Below are 18,753 nucleotides of genomic sequence, written 5' to 3'. Positions count from 1 at the left end.
CGGTCGGCGACGTCGTCGTCGGTGAACGGGTCGGGTAGGGCGGCCTGCGCCAAGAGGTCGTGGATGCTGTGCGGCAGAGCCGGGTGACGTGGCGAATGAGACCGAATGAAGCAGCGTGGTTGTCACGAATGAGGCACGCGGCTTGTCACCACTGCTCATTCAGCAGCCTTGCTGTCACCAGTCCCGCGACCAGCGGCTGGAGGAGTACGTGGCCGTAGACGTTCTCCCTGAGGCCCGAACATGATCAGATACTCGACCGGTCGGTCGGATCCGGCGTTCGCGACTCCATGGGGGATGCGGGTGTCGAACTCGGCGGCGTCCCCGGCAGCCAGGACGAGGTCCTGGTCACCGAGTGCCAGCCACAGCCGCCCGTACAGGACGCACAGCCACTCGTAGCCCTCGTGGGAGACCTGACGGGGCCGCGCGGGCGGCCCCTCAATGGTGGGCAGGACATGCTTGTGGGCGTGCAGGCCGCCGACGTACCGGGTGAGCGGCAGCACCACCTTGCCGTCGCCGAAGCTCAGCGGCGCCGAGGCGCGCGGCTCGGCCGCTGGGACGGTTGCGGTACCGGCCAGCTCGTCCAGGGAGACGCCGTACTCCTTCGCCAGCCGCAGCACCACCTCCAGGGTGGGCTTGCGCCGGCCGGTCTCGATCCGCGACAACGTGCTCGGCGAAATGCCGGTCGCACAGCTGATACCGGCGAGCGTGGCGCCGTGCTGCTCGCGCGCGGCTCGCAGCCTGGGCCCCATGGCCGCCAACGTGCCGTCCACCTCGTCGACTGCCACCGTGACCGTTCCTTCCGACCGCGCCGCTCCACCGCCCATCCTGCGAGTTTGCCAGGCTGGCAAGGCTGATCGCGTCGGGCGGGCGTCGCACCGCATGATCGATGGGTAGCCGCGTCCGCCCGCGAACCGAGGAGAAGCCCCCATGCAATCCGAGCCGACCGCCGCGCTCCGCCACCGCATCGTCGAGGCCCCGGCCGGACGCCTGCACCTGGTCGAGCAGGGCACCGGTCCGCTGGTCCTGCTCGTGCACGGCTTCCCCGAGTCCTGGTACTCCTGGCGCCGCCAACTCCCGGCCCTCGCCGCCGCCGGGTACCGGGCAGTGGCGATCGACGTACGCGGCTACGGCCGCTCCTCCAAGCCCGCCGCGACCGACGCCTACCGAATGCTCGACCTGGTGGAGGACAACGTCGCCGTCGTGCGCGCCCTCGGCGAGGAAAGCGCGGTGATCGTCGGCCACGACTGGGGCTCCAACATCGCTTCCGCCTCCGCCCTGATCCACCCGGAGATCGTCCGCGCCGTCGGCCTGCTGAGCGTCCCCTACGCGCCGCCCGGCGGGCCCCGGCCCACCGACATCTTCGGCCAGATCGGCGGCCCCGAGCAGGAGTTGTACGTCTCCTACTTCCAGGAACCCGGCCGCGCCGAAACAGAGATCGAGCCCGACGTACGGAGCTGGCTCGCCGGTTTCTACGCCGCGTTGTCCGCTGACACCATGCCTGCCCATGACGAGCCCGACCCTCACTTCGTCGCCCTGGGCTGCCAGCTGCGCGACCGCTTCCCCGCTGGCCCGCTCCCAGCTTGGCTGACCGAGGACGACCTCGACGTCTACGCCGGGGAATTCGAACGCACTGGCCTGACCGGCGCCCTCAACCGCTACCGGAACATGGACCGCGACTGGGAAGACCTCGCCCCCCACCGCGGAGCCCCGATCACACAGCCCGCCTTGTTCGTCGGCGGCGCACTGGATGCCTCCACCACCTGGATGGCCGACGCCATCGACGCCTACCCCACCACCCTCCCCGCCTTGTCCGCCTCCCACCTCCTGGACGGCTGCGGCCACTGGATCCAGCAGGAACGCCCCGACGAGGTCAACAGCCTGCTGACCGACTGGCTCGCCACCGTCCAGGATTGAACCGGGCGGACTGCCTGGGCAACTTGACGGTTCGATCGGGTGGCAGGCGCTTTCGGCCGCTGCGTGAAGATGCGGTCTCGAGCCGTCGCCGGGCGCGCCGGCCGGGACGGTGCGGATGGTCACCCGCACCCGGGGCGCGGCAGGTGAGCGACCAGGAGGCCCGCGACTTCGGGATCTCCACCGACCGGGTGTGCCTGGAGATCGAGCAGAACCTCTTCGACGCCGACGACGTGCTGCGGCACACGGCCACCGTCGACTTCAGCGGCCAGCTCTGTACCTCACCCGGCACGTGCCCACCCCCGAGGAACTCGCGCGCCGCGAGTAGGCCGGCCCCTCCTGCCCGGCCGCTGCTGCTGATCGGCGGGTCCGGCTGGGCGCGGCCGGCGCGGTGCCCACGACGACGTCGACAGCAGCAGGGGAGAGCGTGGTAAAAGTTCGAGACCGTGGCGAGGTGCTGGGCTTCGGGGTACCAGCCGCGCTCTTCCTGCCCGGGGTCGCCTACCTCGGTATCACCAACGGCCACCAGTTCATCGCCAACGACTTCTTCGCCTTCATGTACTGCCTGGCCAGTGTCGGCTCCGCCTCGGTCCCGCTGATGGCATGGCGCCGGGGCGGAGGCCGCTGCGCCGACCCGGGCTTCGTCCGCTCCGCCTGGTTCCCGTGGCTGTTCACCACCGGGCAGGGCGTCGCCTACAGCGCCCCACGCGGCGACGCGATCGTCTTCCCGCTGATCGTGGGCTGGGGCGCCTTCACCTACGCCGGGACCGTCGCCCTGTACTTCCTCGCCCGCGCGCTCTGGGCCGTTGACGACGACCAGGCCGCCTCAGTGCGGCGTACCTGTTGCCCAGGCTGAATGATTTTGGTTGTGACCTGCTGTCGCTCAGCTGTACTGAGTGGTACGTCTGCATCCCGGGGGAGGCTTACGCCGGGCCGAAGCGTTGACGATGGGCGATACGTGGGTTGAGCTGGCCGTTTTGCTCTGCGCAGTGAGCTGAGCGTCATGCCGGCTTTTGCGCAGTGTGGTCGGTACGCCTTTGGGCAGGGGGAGTTGGCGGCTGTTCCCGGCTGGTGCAAGCGAGTTGTTCAGCGGGCGTGCAGGCGTCGCCAGAGCAGGTCGTGGTCGGCGGGTGCGAGGCGGGGCGGCCGGAGGCGGCCGGCGAGGCGGTGGAGGAAGGCGGTCTGCTGCGCGCGTGTCAGGGGGTGCGGGGGCAGATTCCGCTCGACGGCACCCTTGGCGGCCGGCGAGCGCGGCGGGGCGGGCTGCACACTGACGCCCAGGGTCTCGCAGGCGGCCAGGAACGCGGCGGAGACGAACACCCGCCCCCGGTCGATGACGATCGTCTCGGGCACCACCACCGGCCGCGCCGCCGCCTGCTCCAGGCGCGTATCGAGGGCGAACAGCCGGTCGTAGGGGATGGCCGCATGGGCCAGGCGCAGTTGGCCGGGCCAGCCGGGCCGCGCCGGGTGGGGCACGGCCATCTCCGCCAGCAGCAGGGCTGCGTCGACGGCCTTCGTGCTCTCCTCGCGCAGCACGGCCGCCACCACCGAACCGCGTCGCCACGTCCAGGGCGATGGACAGCTCCGGGCGCACCGGGCGGCCGTCCTCGCCCACGGCCATCACATCCAGGAGGGTGGTGTCGACCTGCACCAGTTCGCCCGGCCGCAGCGCCACCGTCGGCGTGAACGGCCGCACCGGCGTGGCGGTGGCGGTGCGGGCGGTGCGGCCGGGATGCTCCAGCGGGTCGGCCAGTACCCGCACCAGCCGGTTGAACGTCGACGGCGCAGGCAAGGCCACCACGCCCGGACCATGGGTGTCGGCGAGGATCTGCCCGGTCAGCTCCCGTAATCCCTTCAGCGTGCCCTTGGAGCGGCCACGCCGGCGGCGCAGCGCCTCCAGCACGGCGGCCACCACCCGCTGATCGGCCCGCCCCGTCGCACGCGACGGCTTGCGCTGCGGGACCAGCCCCATCAGGCCGCCCGCGTGGTAGCGGGCACGCATGCGGCGCACGGTGGCCCCGGCTGACCTGCGGCCAGCCCAGCCGTGCGAGTTCGTCGGCCTTGGCCTGCTCCCGCTCGGCCATCGACTTCCGCTCGGGGTCGTAATCGGGCCGGGGCATCCCGCTGCTTGCCGGACCGCCGGGCGGCCCGGTCTCGATCTCGCGGATGTGCCGCTGCCAGGCCAGAGCCCGCTCCCGCACGGGCACCGACTTCATGAGCCCCCACGGCACCACCCCGGGTGCGGGGGAGTCCACCACCGCGAACGTGGGATCGGCGAACAGGAACGAGGCCCGCACCGACGCCGTCTGCCCGTCCTCGTCGACCCCGAACGGCCTCGAGATGGAGAACATAGAGGCACCTGCCGTTGACGGAGGGGTACACGGCTGGGGTTCGGGCGGTATACACGGACTCCCATCGGGTGCGGTGCGGTACAGGATGGCGGGTCGTGATCCGGGGCGAGGGGCGCCTGCAATCAGGCGATGGTGAGCGGCCCGTCGGCCAGGTACGCCGCCAGCGGACCGGTCATCTGGGAACGTGCCGGCGGATGCAGGATCAGCCCGTTGGCGCAGGCGGCGAGGTGGCCGACCTCATCGGACGCCATGACGTCGAGGTCACCGGGCAGTTCGACCGCACGCGGGACCACCCGGGAGAGGATGTCCTGCACGCAGTACCGGACGTACAGCGAGTCGGCGAGCGTCGACTCGTCCGGGCTGCCGTCGTCGATCCGGCGGGCGACGCCCTCCGCGGCCGACATCGCGCCCTCAATCTTCACCAGCAGCCGGACCCGCTCGGACTCGGGTATCCGGTTGTCGAGCAGCACCCGCTCGACCAGTGCGCTGGCGGCCCCGAGGTAGCTGCCCGTCATCAGTAGCTGGAACCAGGCGAAGCCCGCGGTCAGCAGTACGTCCAGCTGCCCGTCGACGTCCGCTGTGCGCACCAGCAGCTCCGGCGGCACCAGTACGTCGTCGAGGGTGACCTGCTCGTTCCCCGCCCCCTCCCCGCTGACGCTCAAACCCTCGCTTTCCGCGGGCACCAGCGCCACCGCCAGTTCCTCGCCCCGGCCGTCCACGCGGGGGACCATGACACTGGTGATGAGCAGGTCCATTGACCGGGCCAGACTGTACGGGCGCGTCACCCCGCTGATCCCCACCCCGTCGGATCCCTGCGCGGCGGTCATCGAGGGGGAGAGGAGTCCAGCGCCGGGGCGCCCCTCGGCGAAGCCGGACGCCATGAGGCGGTTGCTGGAGGCCACACCCTCGACAAGCATCCACTCCGGGCCATCGTTGCTGGCGGAGACCAGACCGACCAGAGTGGCCATCGAGAAGTGGTGGATGGTGGCGGCCACGGCCAGCGACGGTGACCTGCTGCCCAGTGCGCGCTGCACCCGCAGGGCGTCCACGGCGGTGGCTCCCTGACCCTGGTAGGAGGTCGGCGCCAGCAGCCCGGGGCCGCCGCTGTCGCGGAAGAGCCGGATGCCGGGGGTACTCGGGCCCTCCAGCTCCATGAGGGGTACCTCCCGCAGGCTCTCGTCCAGCCCCGGCAGCAGCTTCTTCATAGTGGCGCGTTCCCGCTCCAGAAATCGCATGTCCTCCCCTGTCTTCCCCGGGATGACCACCGGTCGGTGGCCCAAGGCGGCTCACAGCACCCGGGGGCGCGCAGCAGCTGCCACACCGCCCCGGGACCGGACCGGACTTGGAAGGCAATGTACTCGGGCAGCACCGCGTGCGGCGCCCACTGCTGCTTGTCATCAAGCTGCGTAGCGGCCGGACAGATCCGTTCGCCGTGCCACTAACGCAGTGCCGGGATGAACGGAAGCGTCCAGGCCGCGCCCAAAGAGTCCTGGTGGAGGCGAGTGCCGATCTTGCTGGCCCGGATAGCCTCCAACCGCGGGAGCGGATCCATGCCGACGGTGTCCATGGTCCCCGGAAGGGGCGACGATGCCGTGGACGGCGTAGCCCTTCGACACGAGCAGGTCGGTCAGGTACGAGCCGTCCTGGCCCGTGATCCCGTTCAGGAGTGCGGTCTTGGTCGTCATCGCCTCTCCCATGTACTGCCGGCCTTCGCAGCCCGGCGAGACGTAGGCACACCACCGGCCCGCCTTCCCCGGCCCGGTCCCGGCGCGGCTGCGCGATAGACGTAGCCGCTGTCGGATACGGTGGAAGTCGAAGCCCGCGAGGACGGTCGACGACCGTGGCCCGTACCCCGTTGGACCTGGACGGCCTGGTCGAGCACTGGACGCTGCTGAAGGACGAGCAGCAGATCGTGTCCGGCAAGCGCGGTACTACGCGACTGAGGTCGCCGTGCTGCTGAAGTTCTCCACGCAGTACGGACGGTTTCCCGGGGCAGATTCGAGTTGCCGGGCGAGGCGGTGGAGTTCGTCGCCCGGCATGTTGATACAGGGGCCCGCCGCCCGTAGCGCGCGTCTGGTGCGGTGCGCCGGCACCGATGGCGCGCACCGCGATGGACAGCGCGGTGCGGTGGTGCGCGCCGCGCGGGAGTGGCTCGAAGACTCCGGGCGCGCGCCGTACACCTTCACTCGGAGGCCGGCGCGGAAGGCCCTGGCGCGGAGGTCGTCGACGAAGGCCGCCACGGTCTGGCGGCAGCGGCGGCGCTGTTCTGGGGTGAGGCGGTCCAGGTCGGTGGTGAAGCGGGGGAGGGTCTCGTAGGTCGGCACGTCGGTCCTCCAGGCAGCACGAAGCCCCCGGCGTTGCCGGGGGCGGAGAGTCGGTGACGTGGTGCAGGGCGTGGCGTCTTTGGCCGTCGGGTGGGGGAGCGGTCCGTAGATGTGTGCTCGTTGACGGTGGAGTCGTCTGCTGGCGGTTTCCGGGGCGTGTGAGGCACGTGTGACCGGGCGCCGCGCAGTATTTACATGGCCCGGGTGGTGTCCGCCGGGCGGGCACGACGGTGCCGAAAGCGCCCGCCGTACGGGTTCGGCCGTGAAGTTCCGGTGAACTATCCCGCCCCACGGGATTGGGCTTTCTTGCAGGCCAGAGCGGGTTTTCCCTGTGGGGATGCTGAGTGTCGCGAAGGTTCAGACGCGTAACGCGTGGCGGTACTACGAGCGCGGAGTCGCGTTCGGAGACGGCCGCCGTCCGGTCGGCCAGTCGTTGAAGGACGCCCAGGAGATGGTCAACCTCCCGCCGGGGAGGTGGTCGGGGCGCGGCCTGGACGCGCTCGGGCTCATCGAGGGCGCGGAAGTGTCCGAGCGGCAGATGGGGCTCGTCTTCGAGCAGGGCCGGCACCCGGACGCCGACCGCATCGAGCGCGACCTCCTGGACGACGGCGCCGACCGGGCCACCGCGCGCCGGGCGACCGTGCTCGGGCAGCCGATCGAGGAGATCGAGGCGCGCAAGCAGACCCCGCTGCTCGCCCTCGACTTCACCTTCCAGCCGCAGGCGTCCCTGATCGTGCTGTGGGCGCTGGGAGACGCCAGGACGCGCCGGATCATCGAGCGGGCTATCGCCAAGGTGCTGCGCTGGCTGGAGGATGAGGTCGCGGAGACCCGGTGGTCCTCGGGGCGCGGCCGCGCGAAGACCCCGGCCCTCGTGGTCGCCGCCTTCCGGCATCTCGACAACCGGGACGGATTCCCGCTCCTGCACGACCACTGCCCTTCAGCAACAGGGCGTGCCTGTAGGCGTCCATGATGCCGGCGAGCGACTGCTCGGCCGTGCGCAGCCGCTCGGCCACGTACTCCTCGCGCCGCTCCAGCATCCGCTCGGACAGGGCGGTGATCAGTTGTTCCTTGTCCTCGAAGCGGCGATAGATCGTGCCGACCGAGACGCGGCGCGTTCGCGACACCGGCGATCGTCATCTCCTCCAGGCCGGCCGAGGAGGCGATCTCCTTGGCCGCCCGCAGTACGCGGGCCAGGGTCGCGGCACTGCGTGCCTGCCGGGGTTGCCGGCAGGGCGCCTGGCGGTCCGGCTCGTCGGGCATGTGCCGCACGGTAGCGGCGGCGGCCTCAGAAGGTCTTGTTGACAAGTGGTGCACTCTTCGGCGTAGCATTATGCGAACGTAAATTCACATTCACATTTTACGGAGGTTCGACCATGCCCGACAACCCGACGCGCCCGCCCGTCACCGTGACGCTTGAGGCCGGGCCCACGGGCACCGGGAGCATCGACGACTTCGAGCTCTTCTACGCCCGCCGCGTCCTGGACCGCCTCCGGGCGCGGCTGGGGCGCCAGGGCCTGCTCGACCTGCTGGCCGCGGACATCGAGAAGGGAAACGCCTTCCTGCGGGAGAGCGCCCTCACCTCCGACGGCGGCTTCACGGCCGGCACGACGGTGCTGACGACGCGGGGCCTCACGTCGGGTCAGTTCCTGGCCTGGATGGAGAAGACCTTCGCGAACGACGAGAACGCGCGGCTGGCCGCGCACCCCGAGCACTACGCGATGTTCCCTGGGGTCGACGGAACGTTCACCGTGGTGGAGAACATCGGCCCCCACGTCTGCTCCTTCTTCATGGGCGGCTGGGGAACGGACGCGATGGCCTGGGCCTCGAACGCGGACGAACTGCTCCCGGAGTCGGAGTTTCCGCACAAGATGTCCTCGAACCTCTTCCTGGCCGACGGCACCGTCGTGGGGCGGGTGCTGACCCAGTTCGGTGACACCGCCGACGGCTTCACGGCCAACCTGACGGTCTACTTCCCTCTCACGTGCCCGGACGAGGTCCTGGACCACCACCTGCGGCATTTCGCCGTCGAGTTCAGGAACTGGATCGTCGCCGCCGCGGCCGCCCGCGCCTGACTGCCTCCCGCCGGACGCCGGGGCAGCCCCGGAGTCCGGCGGGCAAGCCGCGCGGGCCGCCCATCCGCGCGCACCGTATCCGGCTCGCGGCACCGTGCGGCCTTCTCACCCACCCCTCCGGCAACGGGCTCCGCCACTCCTCGCGCGCGGTCCGGAGCCTCCGTGTTCGGCCCATCTCATTCATCGGAGACCACGATGCCATCGACCCATCAAAACCGTGTCGCTGTTGTGACCGGAGCCGCTGGCGGAATCGGGCAGGCCGTCTGCCGCCGGCTCGCCGATCGCGGTGCCCGCGTCGTCGCCGTCGACCTGGAGGAACCCGCCGAGACACTGCGTCTGCTCGAAGCGGCCGGGCATGGCTGCATCGGCCTGCGAGCGGATGTCTCCGACCCCGACCAGACGCGCCGCGTCGGTGAGGAGGTCCGCAACCGCCACGGACGCTGCGACATCCTGGTCAACAACGCCGGTATCTACCCCCGCTATGACATCGACGCGCTGGACTATGCGACCTGGCGCCGGGTCCTCGCCGTCAACCTGGACTCCCAGTTCCTGATGGTGAAGGCAGTGCTTCCGCTGATGAAGGAGGGCGGCTGGGGACGCATCGTCAACCTCACATCGAACTCGATAGGCCTGGCCAGCCCGGGAGTGTCCCATTACATGGCGAGCAAAATGGGCGCGATCGGTTTCACCCGAGGACTGGCCAACGACGTGGCCGCCTTCGGAATCACGGTCAACGCCGTCGGCCCGACCATGACGCGCACCCCTGGCATCGTCTCCGCGGTCCCCGACGCGGCGCAGCAGCAGATCGCTCAGCTCCAGGCCATCAAGAGAGTCGCCGAGCCGGACGACGTGGTCGGCACGATCGCCTTTCTCACCGGCGAGGACTCCTCGTTCGTCACCGGGCAGACGATCATGGCCGACGGCGGCCTCACGCGCATGTGACAGCAACGTTCATGGCGAGCGGGCCGAGACCGCGAGGTCAGTCGGTCCGGTCTCCGCAGCCTGACCGCACACGATTTCGCGGCACGGTCAAGACGACCGGACATCCCTATGACTGCGAGGAACAGCAATGCCAGAGTTCGATGACAAGGTGGTCCTGATCTCCGGGACCGGCGGGCGCCAGGGCAGGGTCGCTGGGCTGATGTTCGCCAAAGCGGGCGCGAAGGTGCTGGGCAGTGACATCGCCGCCGACAGGTCGGCGCAGACCACTGAGCTCGTGCGGGAAGCCGGTGGAGAGATGGCGTCCCTGGAATCTCTGGATCTGGCCGATCCGAGTCACGCGGAGCGCTGGGCAGATGAGGCGATTTCTCGATGGGGGAAGATCGATGTCCTCTACAACAACGCCGCAGGCGTCGGCTTCGCACCTTTTGAGGATGCGTCGATCGACCATTGGGACTTCACGATACGCAATGAACTGACCATTGCGTACGTCGCTGCCCGCGCAGTCTGGCCGCACATGGTCAAACGTAAGTCCGGAGTCATCGTCAGCGTGGCCTCGGTGGCCGGGCATCGCGAACTCTCAGGTTTCCCCTGCGTGGCGCACGGTGCGGCCAACGCAGGGGTCCAGGCCCTGGCCAGGATGCTTGCCGCTCAGGGCGCGCCACACGGTATCCGCTCGGTGAGTATCAGTCCCGGCATCGTCCCGCTCGCTACCGCACCTCAGAACCCTGACGTGCCGGCGAGCAGCGAGGACGTACCGAAGGTCCGGGCGTCGGGGGCGCGCCCGTTCTGGCAGTACGCTGCGCTGGGCCGGTCGGCCGAACCGGAGGAGATCATCGAGGCCGCCCTCTTCCTCGCATCGGACAGGGCTTCCTACATCACCGGCACCGACATCGCGGTGGACGGTGGAATGTCAGGCATCATGTGGTCCGGCGATCGGTGACTGAGTCCGGGCCTCGGAATTTCGTGAGGGTGAACCGTTCCGGGTTTGATCGAGACTCTAGGTCGTGACTGTGACCTGGGGTCCGTGGTTGCGCGGTAGTACTTGGCTTCGTATTCGGCGGGTGGGATGTCGTGGCAGTATCAGTCGACCCATTCGGCGGTAGCGACTTCGACCTGCGAAAGCGTCTTCCAGGGCCGGCGGGGCTCGACCAACTCGGTCTCGAACACGCCGGTCATGGACTCCATCAGGGCGTTGTCGTAGGCGTCGCCGACCGAGCCGATCGACGCGGCGATGCCCGCCCGGTCGAGGTGCTCGGCGAGTGCGACGATGTGTACTGCGGGCCGGCGTCGGAGTGGTGTATCAACTCGCCTTTTGCGTGTGGGTGTTGGTTTCGGTCCCGCTGCCACAAGGCCATCTCGAGGGCGTCCAGGCCGAGCCTTGTCTCCTTCGATGGAGCTTCCCCTTGATCGTGGACGCCTGGAGACTGGGATCTTGAGGTTCCAGAGGAAGTAGCACCAGGTGGGAAGCAAGTACACGAAGCGGTACACCGAGGAGTTCAAGCGGGACGTGATCGCGCTCGTCGATTTCTCGGGCAAGACGGTCACCGCCGTCGCCCGGGAACTCGGCATCAGCTCCGAGTCCCTTCGCAGCTGGTACCGCCGGGCGAAGGCAGACCGGGGCGAGAGCGGATCCGGTGAGCTGACCAGCGCCGAGCGCGAGGAGCTCAAGCGGCTGCGCAAGGAGGTCCGCGAACAGCAGCAGACGATCGAGATCATGAAGAAAGCGACGGCCTTCTTCGTGAAGGAGAACGACCGGTGAGCGAGCTGTACCGGTTGATCCATGCGGAGAAGGCGACCTGTCCGATCGTCCTGCCGTGCCGGGTGCTGAAGGTCGTCCGCTCCTCCTGCTACGCCCGGCGCGAGGGCGGGGCGGCCCGCCGTGCCCGGCAGGCCGCCGACGACGCGATCGCTCACGAGATCCCCATTGTGCACATCGCTTCCCGGCACACCTACGGTGTCCCGCGCGTCCACGCCGAACTGCGCCGTCTGGGGCGGCGGGTGAACCGCAAGCGCGTCGCCCGCCTGATGCGTGAGCGCGACATCCGCGGCGTCACCCGGCGCAGGCGGCGTTCGTTGACCCGGCCTGATGGGAAGGCGAAGCCGGCCCCGGACCTGATCGGCCGCGACTTCCATGCCGAGCGCCCCGGGATCAGGCTGGTCGGCGACATCACCTGCCTGCCCACCGCCGAGCGCTGGCTCTATCTCGCCTGCTGGCTGGACCTGGCCACCCGCGAGGTCGTCGGCTATGCCATGGCCGACCGCCACCGCGCCGAGCTCGTCGTCGACGCTCTCGACATGGCCCACGGCCGGGGCGGACTGGAGCCCGGCTGTGTGGTTCACAGCGATCGCGGCGGCGAATACACGTCCACCCAGTTCCGGGAACGAAGAGGGAAGTCCGGGCTGCGGCAGAGCTGCGGACGCACCGGATCATGCTTCGACAACGCTGCCGCGAGAGCTTCTGGGCCCTGCTCAAGGAGGAGATCGGCACCCGTACCTGGCCCGACCGGGCCACTGCCCGCACGGAGGTCTTCTCCTTCATCGAGACCTTCTACAACCGCCGCCGACTGCGCAAGCACAAGACCTTCGGCTACCTCACCCCGGCCGAGACCAGGCAGCGGCATCAGCACGCCCTCGCGGCACAACGATCACGTGTCCGAGATCACGGGAAACTTCAATGGGCACGTCGGCCTGGCGCAGCGAGCGCAGTGTGGTGCCTTCGGCGACCTCGACGGCCACCGGCCCGCCCTCCTGGCCGTCCACGATGCCGTCGACGACGGCATCACCTACCGGGCGGAGCTGCCGGTCCGCGTCGATGACCCGGTCCTGTCCGACGACCCGGTCCTCCAGCACGAGGCCCAGCTGCCGGACTCCTGGTGGAACGACCTCGCCGGGACGCTGGAGAAGTGGCGGCCACAGGCACCGGCCGCGTCGCCGTGCGGCAGCAGTACATGGAGCGGGCCATCCCCGAGTTCGTGGGCATCCCGGCCCCGGCCGTCTCCTGCTGGACCACAGCCCACGCGGATGTCCACCGGGCGAACCTCACCGAACCGCTGCGCCTGCTGGACCGGGAAGGATGGGGCATGGCCCCGGAGGGGTTCGACGCCACCACTCTCAACGCCTACTCGCTGCTCCAGCCGGACACTGCCGCCCGAGTCCGCGCCGCCTTCCCCGTGCTGGGCAGTCCGGCTGGCCTCGCCGCCGAAGCGACCTTGTGCGCCCAGCTGCTCCAGACCGTGGCCCGCGGAGACAACCTGGTCCTCGAAGGACCGCTTCGGAACTGGGCTGAGGAACTCCGTCGCCGCTGAGCCAGCGTGGTCGCCCCTACCATGGAGCACGACCTCGACGTGAGCTCGCCCCCGACCTGTGACTGAGCGCTTCAGTTGGCCCCATCGGCCATGTAGAGCGCTCAGCTCGCGAGGCTCTGCCCAGGGAAGCGCCCAGCGGCGCATCCATATCCGGAAGATGGATCTTCGCGGAGACTGCGGCCTGGGAGGGCGTACGTGGACTGACCTGCGACGGTTCGGAGCCAGGTGGGCCGGGCGTCCTGACGTTGGCCGTTCGCCTCCCCTACTAAGGTGTCGCTCCGCGCCCGTCGGCGCCGGCCTGGTTTTGTCCAGACCGGCGGACGGGGCGACGTCATGCAGGGACGCCGAGCGGCGGGTGTTCGAGCACGCGGGGCTTGTACTCGACCAGCTGGATGCGGCCGTCGAAGGTGCGGTGTTCGATCATCTCCAGGGCAACGTCCGGATAGCCGTCGTAGATGCGTTCTTCCCCCGTGGCCCCGGTGATCACCGGGAACATCACGACCCGGAAGCGGTCGACGAGTCCTGCTCGTAGCAGGGACCGGCACAGGCTGAGGCTGCCGATCGTGCTGAGGAGCCCCGAGCCACTCGACTTCATGGCGCGGACCGCCTCGACGGCGTCGTCGCGGACGAGCGTGGAGTTGGCCCACGTCAGTGGCGCCTTGAGTGAGGCGGAGAACACCACCTTGGGCGCTTGCGTGAGCTCGTCGACGGACGCCTCTTCTTCGGGCCTGAACTCGTCTTGGCCATTCGGGACCTCGCCTGCGGCGAAGCCCGACATCAGGCGGTAGGTGTTCGCTCCCATCAGGTACGTGGCCTTGGGCTGCTCGCCGAGCCATGCGAGGTACTCCGGGCCCTCGAGGCCCCAGAAGCCGGGCCATCCCTTTCCCGATGCATGGCCGTCGAGGGAGGTGATGAAGTCGACAAGAAGCTCCGACATGGTGGTGTCCTTTCATGGGGTGTCGCGAGCTTGGACCGACCGGGAGCAACAAACTCATCGGCCGCGCTGTGGAGTAACGAGGAAACGGCTTGGGCCAACCATCACGCTCAGCCGGGCCAAGTACGACACTCAGGGGCCAACTGAAACGCTCAGTCACACGACCACGGCGCCGGTCGGGGCGTGTCCGAAGTGACACGAGTTTCGAACAAGTAATCTAATGCCGGTATGGACGTGACCGACTTCCCCGACGATCTGGTGCAGACGCAAGCCGCCTGGAACGCCACCTACGACGCGCTCGCCGCACCCAAGCCCCCGCGACACCGCCGCCCTGCGCCGCCGCCTGCTGCGCCAGTCCGTACGGCTGTGGTGCCACCTCTACTGGGAAACCGTCCCCTCGGTGCCGGCGGCACGCTCCGAGCTGCGCCACCTCGCCCGCGTCCACGGAGCCGTCCGAGCCGCGTGACCGGCCGCCCCGGTCGACCAGGAGCACGAGTTGTGCCAAGGGGTGCGCCTACTGTTGCGCACCGCGCAGGAGCGCCCTCGCGTCCGTGCAGGTCACCACGCGGTTTCGCCGTGGTCGGCCCGCTGACATCCCCGTTGCGGCCGCTCTGCCCATGTCCCCTGGCAGGAGTGAAGGAGTATGGGACGGGAGGGGCGGGCGGCGCTGCCGCGGCCGGGGGCTGGGGTGCGCTCAGCCGGTTGCGCGTCGGCCGTGCCGCCGCTCCGCGGCGCCGTCAGCGCGGCGGCGTCAGGCGGGGGAGAGATCCGGCTGAAAGACGTTGCTCAAAAGCAGTGCGGGGCGGCACCCGCATGGGGTGCCGCCCCGCACTCTGTGTGTCCACGAGCCGGCGTGTTGACGGCACTGGCCGACCAGTCGGCCGGAGCTGCCAAGGGCGATGACGACGCGGTGGGGCGGTCCTGGCCGGGTTGCCCCACCGCGGGGATGGTGGTTGGTCAGTTGCTCGGCTGGGTCGTTTTGGGCAGGGGCTGGCCGAGGCGGTGGACGGTGGTGACGGTGTCGGTGTTGGTGCGGTTGCCGTTCTTGTCGATGCCGAAGTGGCCGCTGGCGCCGGCGACGGCGTTGTTGCGCAGTGCGTACAGCTCGTTCCTGACGGCGTAGCGGTTGGGCAGGCTGGACGGGCTGTGGACGGCGGCGTTGTGCAGGGCGGTCGCGGCCGTGACGACGGCGTCGTAGGCGACGATGCTCCAGTAGCTGCTGTTCAGGTGCTCTGCGGGGAACTGCCGGCCGTGGTGGGGGGAGGTGAAGGCCTTGGCGAAGGCCTCGTACAGGCCGCGGCCGGGGTTGTCGGGGGCGCGGAACTGCTCCGCCTTGGGGAAGGACGCGTACAGGACGGTGATCGGCGAGTCCGGGTCGTTGAGCGCTTCCGTCTTCGGGTCGAGGGCTGCCGCGTCGGATCCGGTGATGACGGTGATCGGCTGGGCGTGGCAGCTGCGCTTGGTCAGGGCGTCGAGGAAGTCGGGCAGGTACTTGACGCGGGCGGCGTAGTAGACGGTGTCGATGGTCTTGCCGGTGTTGCAGAAGTTCTGGCTGATGGTCGGCAGGATGGCATCGGGCCCGCCGCGGGGGTCGAAGGCGAAGTCGGAGTGGTCGTCGAGATGCTTCCTGAGGCCTTCGATGGTGCGAAAGCCCCGGTTGAGGGACTCGGTGTAGAGGTCCCTGGTGCCGTTCGGTGTCACTGAGGTGCTGACCAGGGCCGCGGTGCGCCGGCCGGGCGGGAGCTCCTCACTGATCGCGGTGAGCTGGCCGCTGTTGGACAGGGCGACGCGGGCGAGGCCTTCGATCCGCCCCTTGCCGTCGACGGCGCCGGTGGCATCGAACCCGTCCGCGGTGATCAGGTCCCCGACCATCGGAAGATCAGCCTTGCTGAGCTTACGGGCGGCGTCGACCGTCTCCTGCTGGCTCAGGCCCATGCCGGCCACCGCCACCAGACGGTCGCTGTCCCTGCGGGCCACAAGCTGGTCGACGGCGCGCTCCCAGCGCTTCTGGCTGCTGCCCATACTGGCCACGAGCAGCCGGATCTTGGGCCTGCTGTCCTTCTTGTTCTCCTCCGCGACGGCGGTGTAGGCGCCCTCGAGCTCGGCGACGTACTGCCCCACGGTCAGGCTGTTCGCGTCCCCGGACGTCAGCGGCGTCAGGAACGCGAACGTCACGTAATCCCCGCCTGCGACCACGTTCTGGTTCTCCGCACCGATGGCGGTCATGACCGGTTTCAGATCACTGCCGAAGACGGCCGCGCCGTCACTGCCGTCGCTCACACCCGTGCACTCCCCCCCGTCGGCCTCTGTCACCAGACTGGGATTCATGGTGCCGCAGTGCTTCCTCTTGAATTCGTCCTCCTCGCTACGCTGATGCAGCTGCCACGCCACCAGGCCGACGGCGAGAGCGAGCGCGGTGCCGACTGCCAGACCCGCGCGCAGCCGCCTGCGGCCACCGGCCATGGGAAGCGTCCAGCGCCTGCCGTGCCTGGCGGACGGTTGGGAGTTCAGGGTGTCCCAGCACTTCAGCCACGGCTTCTGCTCTTCGGCGGTCAGTCCGCAGCCGCGCAGGTACTTGACCACGAAGTCCCGGCTGGGCAGCGCGTCCATCCGCAGCACCGTCGAGATGGTGCTCGTCGACAGCCCGCCGCTGTCCTTCGCCACTTCCGCGAAGCTCTTGCCTTCGCGCAGGTCGTCGCGCAGTGTGCGACGGAAATCCTTCTGGTCTCGCACGGTCAGCGGGTTGGGCCCCGCCTTGTGCTGGCCCGTCGTGCCGCGCCGGTCCTCTGGCTGCGTCATCACACGCCTCCCGCGCAGCCGGCGGCCGGACGCTGCCCGCTCAGCCACGGGCCGATCTGCGCAGCGGCGGCGCCGGCCGCCATGACCAGCCCGAGCACGTCGCAGACGGGCTGACCGCTCGACACGAGGACGAGGACGACCAGCAGGACCACCGTGAGGACGATGATCCGCTGGACGGGCGTGAGAGACGCGCCGCACAGCGCTTGCTCCGACGACGCCGCCTGCCGGCGCCGCGATCGCCTAATACGTCGAGACACAGTTGTTTCCCCCTCCTGGGCGCGGCGAAGATCGCCGAATACGGCTCGCAGCACGGTTACCGGCCGTGCTGCGGACATCACCCAGTCTTGCCTGAGCCGGGACGGAGGAACACCCTTAAACGCGTTTGGGATCAGCCCGAACAAACGCCGCTCAGCGAAGCTTCCTTTTCTGCTCGAATACCGCGGCGTGCTGACACGTCCTGACGGCTCATCCGCTGACGACCGAACCGTCCGGGCCGGAAGACGGCCCGTGAAGCAGGCGTCCACGTCACCACCGGAGCCCACCGGCACAGGCTCTGACCAGGAAATTTCCATTTCAGAACGCACCCGAACGTGTCCCGAACGCGGAAGATCTTGCCTCGTGGGCGGGAGGATGGTGAGCTGAACATGCGGAACCCCCGCCCCCGAAGTACGCCGTCACCCCCTCCTTGGGCGCGGCAGTCCGCCAGCGGGGGGAAGAGGGGATTCCTGTTACCGGCTGGGATCCCCTCACCGCGCCTATCTCCACGTGACACCGATCCCCGTATTCGAGAACGACGGACTCTTTAGCTGTCGCGCTGTGTCCGGCAAGGCAGTCTGAGCCACCAGAAAATGGCTTCTCCGGTTCGTCTGGCGGAGGCGATGGTGGTCTCCCGTCGTGCCGCCGATCACTGCGGCACCAGCACGATGCCGACTACGACGGCCATCAGCACCGCGGCGCCGGTCAGCGTGACGGTGGGCGGCGTGCCGAGGGACGGGTGACGGTTACGTGGGCCAGGTCGCGGATGTAGCCGAGGCGACCAGGACCAAGAGCAGCACGACGAGCAGGGCGGTCCTGGACATGAGGCCCCTCGCTGCCGAGTACCTGCCCACCATCCTGTCCGCACCCACAGCGGCGCTGCCTCCGGCGGGCCGCCGCGTCCTGGGCGCAAGCCCCGAAGTGTGAGTCGGGCTGCTGGGCACGCCGACGGGCAGGGAGGATACGGACTCATAAGCACCACTCGTCCTCTGCTGACCCAGCGCGAAGCCGCCGCCGCGTGCGGCGTGAGCCGTTCGACGATCCGGCGCCGCCGGGAGGCTGGCGAACTGCCCGGGTCCGTGCTCGACGAGGAACACGGCTGGCTCACCCCCGTCGAGGACCTGCTCGCCGCGGGCTTCCGCCTCAACGCCCCCGCACCGCCCGACAAGAGAGCCGGTGACCAGGCACCCGCCGGGGAGCACCCGGACACCGCACCGGAGAAGACGGCGGCGGCCTTGCAGGCCGAGCTGGACCGGCTGCGCCACGAGCACGCCCTGGCGCTCGCCGATGCGGCGCCCACATGGTGGAGACGATCAGCGATGGCCGAACGGCCGGCCTGCGCCCGGACCAGGGCATAGAATTCACCCACAAGCACACCGGGCTCCAAGATCTTGGTGCTGGCACTGCTCGTGGCTCTTCTTCGGGCCAGGATCATAAGCCTGGCTTCAGGGACTCCATGAAACCGGGGTCAGTTCAAGTCCCTCGCCGCCGAGGCTGGGCTTCGCCGTAACAAGCTCACCCACAAGCACACCGGGCTCAAAGATCTGTTCCATGCCCTGGTCCGGGCGCAGGCCGGCCGTTCGGCCATCGCTGATCGTCTCCACCATGGCAACGAGGCCCTGTGTGCCGCTCTGACCCGTGCGAAGGAAGAGCGTGACCAGCTCAAAGCGCAGGTGCAGCAGCTCGCCCGCGTCGTACAAGTGCTGGAAGTGGAGAACGAACAGCTCCGTCGAGGCGACATCGATCGCCGGACTGTCCGGGCGTCCCCGGCCCGCGGAGCGGGGCCGGGGAACGCCCGGACAGTGCCTAGTAGTGCTTGGTCAGGTCGGTATCGGTTGTGGCATGTCGCGGTGACAGGTG

General features: G+C 69.4%; 22 protein-coding genes and 1 pseudogene. 13 read left to right on the top strand and 10 right to left on the bottom strand.

Translation table 11 applies throughout. The features are described from left to right. Positions 1-155: 155 nt before the first annotated feature. Complete coding sequence (locus ACFF45_RS28765; RefSeq protein WP_381349576.1) at positions 156-785, bottom strand: helix-turn-helix domain-containing protein; 630 nt, start codon at positions 783-785, stop codon at positions 156-158. 142 nt (positions 786-927) lie between these two features. Here ACFF45_RS28765 and ACFF45_RS28760 point away from each other — a divergent pair, with 142 nt between their 5' ends. The 3 genes from ACFF45_RS28760 to ACFF45_RS28750 all read left to right on the top strand — a co-directional run bounded on the left by ACFF45_RS28760 (position 928) and on the right by ACFF45_RS28750 (position 2,767). Next, positions 928-1,914 carry an alpha/beta fold hydrolase gene (locus tag ACFF45_RS28760; RefSeq protein WP_381349575.1) on the top strand — a complete coding sequence of 329 codons (987 nt, stop codon included), beginning with the start codon at positions 928-930 and terminating at the stop codon, positions 1,912-1,914. 143 nt (positions 1,915-2,057) lie between these two features. After that, positions 2,058-2,345: a hypothetical protein gene (locus ACFF45_RS28755; RefSeq protein ID WP_381349574.1), complete on the top strand. Its 288-nt coding sequence runs from the start codon at positions 2,058-2,060 to the stop codon at positions 2,343-2,345. Then, positions 2,339-2,767 carry a hypothetical protein gene (locus tag ACFF45_RS28750; protein WP_381349572.1) on the top strand — a complete coding sequence of 143 codons (429 nt, stop codon included), beginning with the start codon at positions 2,339-2,341 and terminating at the stop codon, positions 2,765-2,767. Before ACFF45_RS28755 ends, ACFF45_RS28750 begins: the two co-directional genes overlap by 7 nt. A gap of 230 nt (positions 2,768-2,997) precedes the next feature. Here ACFF45_RS28750 and ACFF45_RS28745 read toward each other — a convergent pair whose 3' ends face one another. After that, positions 2,998-3,447 (bottom strand): integrase catalytic domain-containing protein, encoded by a 450-nt coding sequence (locus tag ACFF45_RS28745; protein WP_381349571.1) that lies wholly within the window; start codon positions 3,445-3,447, stop codon positions 2,998-3,000. 101 nt (positions 3,448-3,548) lie between these two features. Here ACFF45_RS28745 and ACFF45_RS28740 point away from each other — a divergent pair, with 101 nt between their 5' ends. Then, positions 3,549-3,833, top strand: coding sequence for a hypothetical protein (locus ACFF45_RS28740; protein WP_381349570.1), 285 nt, complete (start codon positions 3,549-3,551; stop codon positions 3,831-3,833). Between the two features lie 551 nt (positions 3,834-4,384). Here the strand turns inward: ACFF45_RS28740 and ACFF45_RS28735 are convergent. Both ACFF45_RS28735 and ACFF45_RS28730 read right to left on the bottom strand, forming a co-directional pair. Continuing rightward, a complete protein-coding gene (locus tag ACFF45_RS28735) occupies positions 4,385-5,497 on the bottom strand; it encodes an acyl-CoA dehydrogenase family protein (RefSeq protein WP_381349569.1) in 1,113 nt (370 codons plus the stop codon). Between the two features lie 162 nt (positions 5,498-5,659). After that, entirely contained in the window at positions 5,660-5,947 is a 288-nt protein-coding gene (locus ACFF45_RS28730; RefSeq protein ID WP_381349568.1) for a GDP-mannose 4,6-dehydratase, read from the bottom strand. 976 nt (positions 5,948-6,923) lie between these two features. Between ACFF45_RS28730 and mobF the strand changes: the two genes are divergently transcribed. The 4 genes from mobF to ACFF45_RS28710 all read left to right on the top strand — a co-directional run bounded on the left by mobF (position 6,924) and on the right by ACFF45_RS28710 (position 10,540). Then, positions 6,924-7,556 carry a MobF family relaxase gene (gene mobF, locus ACFF45_RS28725; protein ID WP_381349567.1) on the top strand — a complete coding sequence of 211 codons (633 nt, stop codon included), beginning with the start codon at positions 6,924-6,926 and terminating at the stop codon, positions 7,554-7,556. A gap of 403 nt (positions 7,557-7,959) precedes the next feature. After that, on the top strand, positions 7,960-8,658 hold the full coding sequence (locus ACFF45_RS28720; protein ID WP_381349565.1) for a hypothetical protein: 699 nt from the start codon (positions 7,960-7,962) through the stop codon (positions 8,656-8,658). Positions 8,659-8,853: 195 nt separating this feature from the next. Continuing rightward, positions 8,854-9,600 carry an SDR family NAD(P)-dependent oxidoreductase gene (locus ACFF45_RS28715; RefSeq protein ID WP_381349564.1) on the top strand — a complete coding sequence of 249 codons (747 nt, stop codon included), beginning with the start codon at positions 8,854-8,856 and terminating at the stop codon, positions 9,598-9,600. A 127-nt stretch (positions 9,601-9,727) separates the two neighbouring features. Beyond that, the gene (locus ACFF45_RS28710; RefSeq protein ID WP_381349563.1) at positions 9,728-10,540 is read left to right on the top strand and encodes an SDR family NAD(P)-dependent oxidoreductase; all 813 of its coding nucleotides are present in this window, start codon (positions 9,728-9,730) and stop codon (positions 10,538-10,540) included. Between the two features lie 140 nt (positions 10,541-10,680). Here the strand turns inward: ACFF45_RS28710 and ACFF45_RS28705 are convergent, their stop codons facing one another. Continuing rightward, positions 10,681-10,947 carry an integrase core domain-containing protein gene (locus tag ACFF45_RS28705; protein WP_381349561.1) on the bottom strand — a complete coding sequence of 89 codons (267 nt, stop codon included), beginning with the start codon at positions 10,945-10,947 and terminating at the stop codon, positions 10,681-10,683. Positions 10,948-11,059: 112 nt separating this feature from the next. Between ACFF45_RS28705 and ACFF45_RS28700 the strand changes: the two genes are divergently transcribed. Together ACFF45_RS28700 and ACFF45_RS28695 are read left to right on the top strand one after the other, a co-directional pair. Continuing rightward, positions 11,060-11,359: a transposase gene (locus ACFF45_RS28700; RefSeq protein WP_381349559.1), complete on the top strand. Its 300-nt coding sequence runs from the start codon at positions 11,060-11,062 to the stop codon at positions 11,357-11,359. Continuing rightward, positions 11,356-12,021: pseudogene (locus ACFF45_RS28695) on the top strand (IS3 family transposase); the annotation flags it as partial. The gene ACFF45_RS28700 and the pseudogene ACFF45_RS28695, both read left to right, overlap by 4 nt. 171 nt (positions 12,022-12,192) lie before the next feature. Here ACFF45_RS28695 and ACFF45_RS28690 read toward each other — a convergent pair. Next, entirely contained in the window at positions 12,193-12,450 is a 258-nt protein-coding gene (locus ACFF45_RS28690; protein WP_381349600.1) for a hypothetical protein, read from the bottom strand. A gap of 53 nt (positions 12,451-12,503) precedes the next feature. Between ACFF45_RS28690 and ACFF45_RS28685 the strand changes: the two genes are divergently transcribed. Next, entirely contained in the window at positions 12,504-12,905 is a 402-nt protein-coding gene (locus ACFF45_RS28685; protein WP_381349598.1) for a hypothetical protein, read from the top strand. A gap of 331 nt (positions 12,906-13,236) precedes the next feature. Here ACFF45_RS28685 and ACFF45_RS28680 read toward each other — a convergent pair whose 3' ends face one another. Continuing rightward, on the bottom strand, positions 13,237-13,842 hold the full coding sequence (locus ACFF45_RS28680) for a dihydrofolate reductase family protein (RefSeq protein ID WP_381349557.1): 606 nt from the start codon (positions 13,840-13,842) through the stop codon (positions 13,237-13,239). 250 nt (positions 13,843-14,092) lie between these two features. Between ACFF45_RS28680 and ACFF45_RS35750 the strand changes: the two genes are divergently transcribed. Then, complete coding sequence (locus ACFF45_RS35750) at positions 14,093-14,305, top strand: DUF8825 domain-containing protein (protein WP_512701204.1); 213 nt, start codon at positions 14,093-14,095, stop codon at positions 14,303-14,305. A 491-nt stretch (positions 14,306-14,796) separates the two neighbouring features. On the opposite strand, the gene ACFF45_RS28675 is transcribed toward ACFF45_RS35750, so the two are convergent. Then, the gene (locus tag ACFF45_RS28675; protein WP_381349556.1) at positions 14,797-16,638 is read right to left on the bottom strand and encodes a hypothetical protein; all 1,842 of its coding nucleotides are present in this window, start codon (positions 16,636-16,638) and stop codon (positions 14,797-14,799) included. Further along, positions 16,638-16,895 (bottom strand): hypothetical protein, encoded by a 258-nt coding sequence (locus ACFF45_RS28670; protein ID WP_381349555.1) that lies wholly within the window; start codon positions 16,893-16,895, stop codon positions 16,638-16,640. The genes ACFF45_RS28675 and ACFF45_RS28670 overlap by 1 nt, the downstream gene beginning before the upstream one ends. A gap of 1,023 nt (positions 16,896-17,918) precedes the next feature. Here ACFF45_RS28670 and ACFF45_RS28665 point away from each other — a divergent pair. Beyond that, on the top strand, positions 17,919-18,251 hold the full coding sequence (locus ACFF45_RS28665) for a hypothetical protein (protein WP_381349553.1): 333 nt from the start codon (positions 17,919-17,921) through the stop codon (positions 18,249-18,251). Between the two features lie 87 nt (positions 18,252-18,338). Here the strand turns inward: ACFF45_RS28665 and ACFF45_RS28660 are convergent, their stop codons facing one another. Next, on the bottom strand, positions 18,339-18,593 hold the full coding sequence (locus tag ACFF45_RS28660; protein WP_381349551.1) for a hypothetical protein: 255 nt from the start codon (positions 18,591-18,593) through the stop codon (positions 18,339-18,341). Positions 18,594-18,753 lie beyond the last annotated feature (160 nt).

This window comes from Streptomyces cinereospinus (genome assembly GCF_042430725.1).
Taxonomy (GTDB): domain Bacteria; phylum Actinomycetota; class Actinomycetes; order Streptomycetales; family Streptomycetaceae; genus Streptomyces; species Streptomyces cinereospinus.
Note: the sequence above shows the minus strand (reverse complement) of the source record. Positions and strands in the feature narration are given on the sequence as shown.